An 8,068-nucleotide genomic window follows, 5' to 3' on the forward strand; every position below is an offset into this window, starting at 1 on the left:
CTTTTTAGTCATCAAGATTCCCCCATTCCGTTTTTCTCACTAAATAAATTAAGTATACAAAAAGAACCCTATAAAGTAGTCCTTTTTTCAAAGTGTCTACTCTATAGGGTACATTTTAAACAGGCTAGTCTTTTTTCTATGAAAAAAGAATTAATTACGAACAAAAAATATTAATCTTACAAAAATCGTTCGGGTTTTATTGACTTTTAGCTGTTCACATTGGTAAACTAATGATGTTTGATTTTGCACGAAAAAATGTTAGTTACCTTTGGAGGTGCTGTTATATGTCATCAGTAGTTGTAGTTGGAACACAATGGGGAGACGAGGGAAAAGGAAAGATCACAGACTTCTTATCAGAAAATGCAGAAGTGATCGCTCGTTACCAAGGAGGAAATAATGCCGGCCATACGATTAAGTTCGGCGGAGAAACGTATAAGTTGCATTTAATTCCTTCTGGAATCTTCTATAGTGATAAGGCTTGTGTGATTGGAAATGGGATGGTAGTAGACCCAAAAGCTTTAGTAAAAGAGCTTGCTTACTTACATGATAAGGGTGTTACAACAGATAATCTTCGTGTGAGTAACCGTGCACATGTTATTTTGCCTTACCATTTGCGCCTTGATGAAGTAGAGGAAGAAAGCAAGGGAGCAAATAAGATTGGTACTACGAAAAAGGGAATTGGCCCAGCTTATATGGACAAGGCAGCGCGTATCGGAATTCGTATTGCTGACCTTCTTGACCGTGAAGTGTTCGAGGAAAAGCTAGCACGTAACCTAGAAGAAAAAAATCGTTTGCTTGAGCGTATATATGAGACTGAAGGCTTTAAGATTGAAGATATTCTTGATGAGTATTACGAGTATGGCCAACAAATTAAACACTATGTGTGTGACACTTCAGTTGTGTTAAACGATGCACTTGATGAAGGACGTCGCGTTCTTTTTGAAGGTGCTCAAGGAGTTATGCTTGATATTGACCAGGGTACATACCCGTTTGTTACATCTTCAAATCCTGTTGCAGGTGGAGTGACGATCGGATCAGGTGTAGGTCCTACGAAAATTAAGCACGTAGTTGGGGTATCTAAGGCTTATACGACTCGTGTAGGGGACGGTCCTTTCCCAACGGAATTAGATAACGAAATTGGTCACCAAATTCGTGAGGTGGGCCGTGAATATGGTACAACTACGGGACGTCCGCGTCGTGTCGGTTGGTTTGATAGCGTAGTCGTAAGACATGCTAGAAGAGTAAGTGGAATCACAGACCTATCTCTAAATTCCATTGACGTGTTAACAGGTATTGAAACGTTGAAAATCTGCGTAGCGTACCGTTATAAAGGGGAAGTAATTGAAGAATTCCCGGCTAGCTTAAAAACATTAGCTGAATGTGAGCCAGTCTTTGAAGAGCTACCAGGCTGGACGGAGGACATCACAGGCTGCAAATCACTTGCTGAGCTACCAGCAAATGCTCGTCACTATTTAGAGCGAATTGCGCAGTTAACAGGTATTCCATTGTCAATTTTCTCTGTAGGTCCAGATCGTACACAAACGAATGTTGTGTTAAATCCATGGAGACAAAGCTAATCAATTTAATCTCAATATTCGCCACTAATCGTAGTGGCGAATATTTTATTTAAGTAAAATGATTTTTTTTATAAAAACATATTGCAAACTATAAAGCTATTATGCTAATATAAAAAACGTCGTCATAATATGTCGAATAAGCATATGGCCCCTTGGTCAAGCGGTTAAGACACCGCCCTTTCACGGCGGTAACACGGGTTCGAATCCCGTAGGGGTCATCACACTATTCCAATCTCTTCAAAAGCAAGAGGTTGGAATTTTTATAAATACATACATAAATACGGCTCAGTAGCTCAGTTGGTAGAGCACGATGAATAAGCTACAAAGGAAAGACATCCAGCGTACCGATTTGAAAAATCGGGACGAAGGACGAAGCAATACTTATTTAGGGTATTTATATTAAATATGGCTCAGTAGCTCAGTCGGTAGAGCAAAGGACTGAAAATCCTTGTGTCGGCGGTTCGATTCCGTCCTGAGCCATCTATGAAAGAGGAGTTTGTCCTATGACAAATTCCTCTTTTTTGTTACAGAGATGTAATATTCAAGTAAATTTCTTCCAAGAAATTTGTCGAAAATAGTCTCAGTGATTTTTCTGAAAAATGAAAGCGTTTCTTCTGGAAAAGCTGATATATCAATGTTTTGCTGGGAAACCAACGCAGGATATCATTCTATTCATTCGACTAGCTTTTGTAATATAATGTCATTAATTATACATTTGTGTTACATATCAGGTGCTAGTAAACTCTTAATGGCTTATTTATGGTAAAGTAAAGAAGTCTTATTATGCAATAATATAAAAATAAAAAGAGTTAAAAGCACTAAAAGTGTTTTGTTGCGCTAGTCTAGGAGGATTAGAGAATGGGTTTTTTCAATAAGAGACTTTCCGAACTAACGATCAACACATCTAATAGTCTAAAACCTACAATAAAATTGGCAGCTATATCAGCAATGGCATTAGGAGCACTTACATTTGGTGTAAGTACTGCATCTGCTAGTGACTCTAAATTAAGCACAGTATACTATGTATATATGAATAAAGAATATGTTGGTACTGTTTCTGACAAAGAAGTGGTTCAAGATATTTTAGATGAAAAAGTAGAAGAGTTTAAGCAATCATATACAAATGTCGATTTAGCAGTTGATTCACAACTTACATATGTTTCAGAGCAAGTATTTAGTTCTAGTGCTAAAACAAATGACGAAGAAGTTGCAGAAATCATCCAAAGTAAACTGGCCGTTCAAGCAAATGCTTCAGCATTAGTCCTTGATGGAAAAGCTGTGGCTTACTTAAATAGTGAAGCAGAGGCGGGCCAGGTGTTAAATGCATTGAAGCTAAAGTATGTAACACAGGAGCAACTAACAGAGTTGGAAACTCGTAAGGCAACTCCTGAAGTGGTATTACCTTCTCTAAAGGAAAATGAAGTTCGTCTATTAGACGTTTCATTCACAAAAGAAGTTTCACAAAATGTAGAAAAAGTTACTCCAGATAAAATACTAACTGTTGAGGAAGCAGTTAACTTTTTAACTAAGGGTACATTAGAAGAAAAGAAATACTCTGTGAAAGAGGGAGATGTGTTAGGTGGAATCGCCTCAGCACATGGAATGGAAATTGCACAATTATTATCCATTAACCCTGGGATGACAGAAGATAGTGTGTTAAAGATTGGGCAAGAATTGAATGTAACCTTCCTACAACCCCTTCTTCAAGTAGTAGTAGTGAAGGAAGAGGCAAAAAAGGAAACAATCGCATTTGCTAATCAAGTAATAGAAGATGAAACCATGTATAAAGGTGATACAAAAGTAGAACAAGAGGGGAAAGATGGGGCTCGCGAAGTAACATATAAAGTCTCCGAGCAAAACGGAATCCGTGTAGCTCAAGAGGTTACGAGCGAAAAGATCCTTCAAGAACCTGTTAATTATATTGTTAGAAAAGGAACAAAGGTTGTACCATCTCGTGGTGACGGGTCCCTTGTATGGCCTGCAAATGGAGGGTATGTCTCCAGCCAAATGGGATTTAGATGGGGCAAACAACATAAAGGTATAGATATTGCACGTCCTAGCAGTGGAACCATTAAAGCTGCTGACAATGGAACAGTCGTATCTGCTGGGTATGATGGCGGGTATGGAAACAAGATTGTCATTGACCATAATAACGGGATGCGTACCGTTTATGCGCATTTAGCTTCGATTAGTGTAAGTGTTGGCCAAACAGTTGTTAAGGGGTCAGCTATTGGTGTGATGGGTTCAACTGGAGATTCAACAGGTGTCCATCTTCACTTTGAAGTTTATAAGAATGGTAGTTTAGAAAACCCTCTAAATTATGTAAATAGATAATATATTCATACCTCTAGTGAAAACTAGAGGTTTTCTATTTCTTAATGAAGTGATATGCCTTCTAAAAACGTGAATTCATAGGCATATCATGATAAAGTAAGGATTATGAACAGTAAAAATAGCGGAAGATAAAATAAATAGACAGTTCAAATAAAGGAGCTATGAAATGGAAAAACGTATACTAGTTGTCGACGATGAAAAACCGATTGCAGATATCCTTCAATTTAACCTTAAGAAGGAAGGGTACGACGTATATTGTGCATATGATGGTAATGAAGCATTAAAGATGGTTGAAGAAATTATGCCAGACTTAATCTTACTAGATATCATGCTTCCACAACGAGATGGGATGGAGGTATGTCGTGAAGTTCGTAAAAAATATGAAATGCCTATTATCATGCTAACAGCAAAGGATTCTGAAATTGATAAGGTTCTTGGTCTTGAGCTTGGCGCAGATGACTATGTAACAAAACCATTTAGTACAAGGGAATTAATTGCTCGCGTGAAAGCAAATTTAAGAAGACATCAAACAAATTTAAGTCAACAGGAAGAAGATGAGACAAATGAGATTGAACTAGGCTCATTGACGATTCATCCAGATGCTTATATTGTTTCAAAGCGCGGGGAAATGATCGAGCTTACTCACAGAGAGTTCGAACTGCTTCATTACTTAGCCCAGCATATTGGACAAGTGATGACGAGAGAACATCTATTACAAACCGTTTGGGGTTACGATTATTTTGGCGATGTTCGTACAGTCGATGTGACCGTTAGAAGACTTCGTGAGAAAATCGAAGATAACCCAAGTCACCCAACATGGATTGTGACAAGAAGAGGGGTTGGATATTATTTACGAAATCCTGAACAGGAGTAATCAGTAAATGAAAAAGGTTGGTTTCTTTCGATCTATTCATCTTAAATTTGTAATGATTTACGTATTGTTAATATTAATTGCGATGCAAATCATCGGTGTTTATTTTGTTAGACAGCTTGAAAACACTTTATTACGAAATTTTGAAACCTCTATTGAAGAGAGAGTTAATCTTTTAGCCTATTACTTAGGGGAAGAGCTAGGCAAGGAACGTAACCCAGATGATGATGGACCAACACTTGAAGAGGCTGTTAAGAAGATTCTATCTGATTTTAAAACGACAGATATTTCAGAGGTTCGTTTAATAGAGGCAAGTACTCAAAAAATTATTGGAACTTCAGATGATTATAACCAAGGCATTGTAGGTCAAAGATCCACCGACACCTTAATTAGGCGTGTCATCGCTACTTCAGCTGATGAAGGGGAGGAAGTGACCCAAATTGATCCTCAGACATTAAACCGGATCTGGGTGTTAGTTACGCCCGTTCGATCCGATGACGAGGTCACAGGTGTTATATACTTGGTAGCAAAGAAAGAAAATGTGTATTCACAAATGAAGACCATTAATAATATTCTTGCCACAGGGACTGGTATTGCATTATTGATTACAGCAGTACTTGGAATTTTACTGGCACAAACGATTACAAGGCCGATTTCTGACATGCGAAAGCAGGCACAAGCAATGGCTAAAGGAAACTTCTCTCGAAAGGTAAAAGTTTTCGGATATGATGAGATTGGACAGCTGGCCATTACTTTTAATAACCTCACAAAAAAGTTGCAAGAGGCACAAGCAACAACCGAGGGTGAACGACGAAAGTTATCATCCGTTCTTTCCTATATGACAGATGGTGTGGTTGCTACCGATCGAAAAGGACGAGTGATCCTTATCAATGAACCTGCAGCAAAGCTCTTGAGTGTTTCACGTGAAACAATACTATCTAGCTCTATTGTGTCTTTATTAGGCTTAGAAGAAGACTATTCGTTTGAAGATTTACTTGTAGAGAAAGAGTCGCTTATTTTGGACTATAGCACAGCTACAAAACCTCTTATTCTACGGGCGAATTTTTCAGTCATACAAAAGGAAACCGGATTTGTAAATGGTTTAATAACGGTTCTGCATGATATTACGGAACAAGAGAAAATTGACTTAGAGAGAAGAGAATTTGTTGCTAACGTATCACACGAATTGCGGACACCTCTAACCACAATGAGAAGCTACTTAGAAGCTTTATCAGATGGTGCATGGAAGGACGAGGAAATCGCTCCAAACTTTTTAAGTGTTACGCAAACAGAAACGGAGCGTATGATACGTCTTGTTAATGATTTGCTTCAGCTTTCCAAGATGGATAGCAAGGATTATCGCCTTAAGAAGGAATGGTTTAATTTTATAGATTTCTTTAATCGAATTATTGATCGTTTTGAGATTATAAAGGACGAAAATACTAATTTTGAACGAAAGCTATTAGATTATGGTGCCTTTGTTGAGGGAGATGCGGACAAGCTAACACAAGTTCTTGATAATATCATTTCAAATGCTATGAAGTATTCTCCACAGGGTGGGAAAATCACTTTTAAAGTGGAGGAAAAGGAAGATCATATTGTAGTTAGTGTCAGTGATCAGGGGATGGGAATTCCAAAAGAAAATCTTCAGCAGGTCTTTGAACGATTTTATCGAGTGGATAAAGCAAGAACAAGAAAGCTTGGTGGAACAGGTCTAGGATTAGCCATCGCAAAAGAAATGGTAGAAGCCCATGGAGGAAAGATATGGGCAGAAAGTATGGAAGGGAAAGGGACAACGGTCTCATTCACCCTCCCTTATGATCGCAATGAGGAGGATGACTGGACATGAAATATGAAACGATAAAGTCTATTGTCCTATTAATTCTTGTTGTTTTTAGCATTCTTCTTACATGGATGTTGTGGACATATCAGCCCAATTATGACACTTTGAAGGAAAGTGGAAATACCGTTGAAGAAGTATCTCTTGGTGAAACGAAGGAATTGAGCAAAATTGTACGTCCTGAACGATTGTTTTTACATCAAGGGGAGAAACATTATGGTACATTTGATTCCTTTGAAATTGAGCAAACAATGAAAGAACTAAGCTTATGGGGATTTAGCGAGTTTGAAGATATATCGGAACTCGTAAAAAACATTCCTTCATTTATTTATGATAAAAATGCTTTAGAACTTATTTTTCCTGATATTGTTCCTTTAAAGGAGTATCGAAGCGCGTTACAATTACCTAGTAATGATATTCCTAAAAGTAACTTTGACCGAATTGTCATTGATTTAGAGCCGGAAACAAGAGAGGGAGGAGTCGTTTATTTTATCTCCTCAAAAGAACATGAAGTGCTTCGAGCATATGTTTCAGCCTCTTATATAAATGACTTTAAAGAACGTTATTTAGTGGACATAAGTGGGAATGAAAAGTTTGCTCTTTACGAACCAATTAATCGGGAAAGTTTTGCGATGCTTAGAAAAGAGCCTGTAAAAATTGCCTTATATAAGCACCTAACGGTGAACTTATCAACAGAAAAACTTCGTGACGCCTTATTTAGCGATCCGAATGTAGTGTCAAAGAATTATAGCTCTTTCGGTGAAGAGTACACGGATACTACTACATTAATGAGTATCAATAATGAAACAAATACCGTTTCCTATGTGAAAACAGAAGATGTTGAAAGTGAGACAACAACGAAATCGAGTCACCTCCTGGAAAAAAGTATTGATTTTATTAATAGTCATGGTGGCTGGACGGATAATTATCGATATGTAGGAATGGATGAGTCAGAACAGGTCATATTATTCCGATTATACGATACAAATGGTTACCCCATCTTTGGCGACAATGGAATATCGGAAATTTTACAAATCTGGAATGCTAGTGGAATTAATAAGTATTTTCGAAGTAATTTCATGTTAGGAAGAAGATTGGAAGCCACTGAAATTACGCTTCCCTCTGGTATCAGTGTACTAGAGGAGTTGAAAAAAGTAGAAGATGTTGACCTTGATTTTCTTCAGGATCTTACGATTGGCTATCACATGTCTAAGGTTACCGAAATTACCCAGAATTCACTAATTCATTTAGAACCAGCTTGGTACTATAAGTATAACGATGAATGGAAGATGGTTCCGAGTAGCGAGAATGGGGGGATAAAGCATGGATTGGAGTAGAATTAAAACCATCTTTATCCTTTCCTTTTTCGTTTTAAATATCTATCTTATGAATGAGTTCTTAAAGATTCGTACCGCAACCAAATATGAATATGCGACCAATCCTTCT

At 37.7% G+C, this 8,068-nt stretch carries 5 protein-coding genes and 2 tRNA genes; all 7 read left to right on the forward strand.

Annotated elements, in window-relative coordinates:
* The first annotated feature begins 284 nt into the window (after positions 1–284).
* The gene (locus ACGLXV_RS25570; protein ID WP_119710412.1) at positions 285–1,577 is read left to right on the forward strand and encodes an adenylosuccinate synthase; all 1,293 of its coding nucleotides are present in this window, start codon (positions 285–287) and stop codon (positions 1,575–1,577) included.
* Positions 1,578–1,723: 146 nt separating this feature from the next.
* Positions 1,724–1,795, forward strand: a tRNA-Glu gene (locus tag ACGLXV_RS25575).
* A gap of 189 nt (positions 1,796–1,984) precedes the next feature.
* Positions 1,985–2,057 (forward strand) — tRNA-Phe (locus ACGLXV_RS25580).
* A 378-nt stretch (positions 2,058–2,435) separates the two neighbouring features.
* Positions 2,436–3,911: a LysM peptidoglycan-binding domain-containing M23 family metallopeptidase gene (locus ACGLXV_RS25585; RefSeq protein ID WP_391560842.1), complete on the forward strand. Its 1,476-nt coding sequence runs from the start codon at positions 2,436–2,438 to the stop codon at positions 3,909–3,911.
* A gap of 166 nt (positions 3,912–4,077) precedes the next feature.
* Positions 4,078–4,785 (forward strand): response regulator YycF, encoded by a 708-nt coding sequence (yycF, locus tag ACGLXV_RS25590; protein ID WP_119710410.1) that lies wholly within the window; start codon positions 4,078–4,080, stop codon positions 4,783–4,785.
* 7 nt (positions 4,786–4,792) lie between these two features.
* Complete coding sequence (gene walK, locus ACGLXV_RS25595; protein ID WP_391560843.1) at positions 4,793–6,631, forward strand: cell wall metabolism sensor histidine kinase WalK; 1,839 nt, start codon at positions 4,793–4,795, stop codon at positions 6,629–6,631.
* Positions 6,628–7,959 (forward strand): YycH family regulatory protein, encoded by a 1,332-nt coding sequence (locus tag ACGLXV_RS25600; protein WP_391560844.1) that lies wholly within the window; start codon positions 6,628–6,630, stop codon positions 7,957–7,959. The genes walK and ACGLXV_RS25600 overlap by 4 nt, the downstream gene beginning before the upstream one ends.
* Positions 7,960–8,068: the final 109 nt, after the last annotated feature.

It is taken from the genome of Robertmurraya sp. (genome assembly GCF_036676585.1).
Taxonomy (GTDB): domain Bacteria; phylum Bacillota; class Bacilli; order Bacillales; family Cytobacillaceae; genus Robertmurraya_A.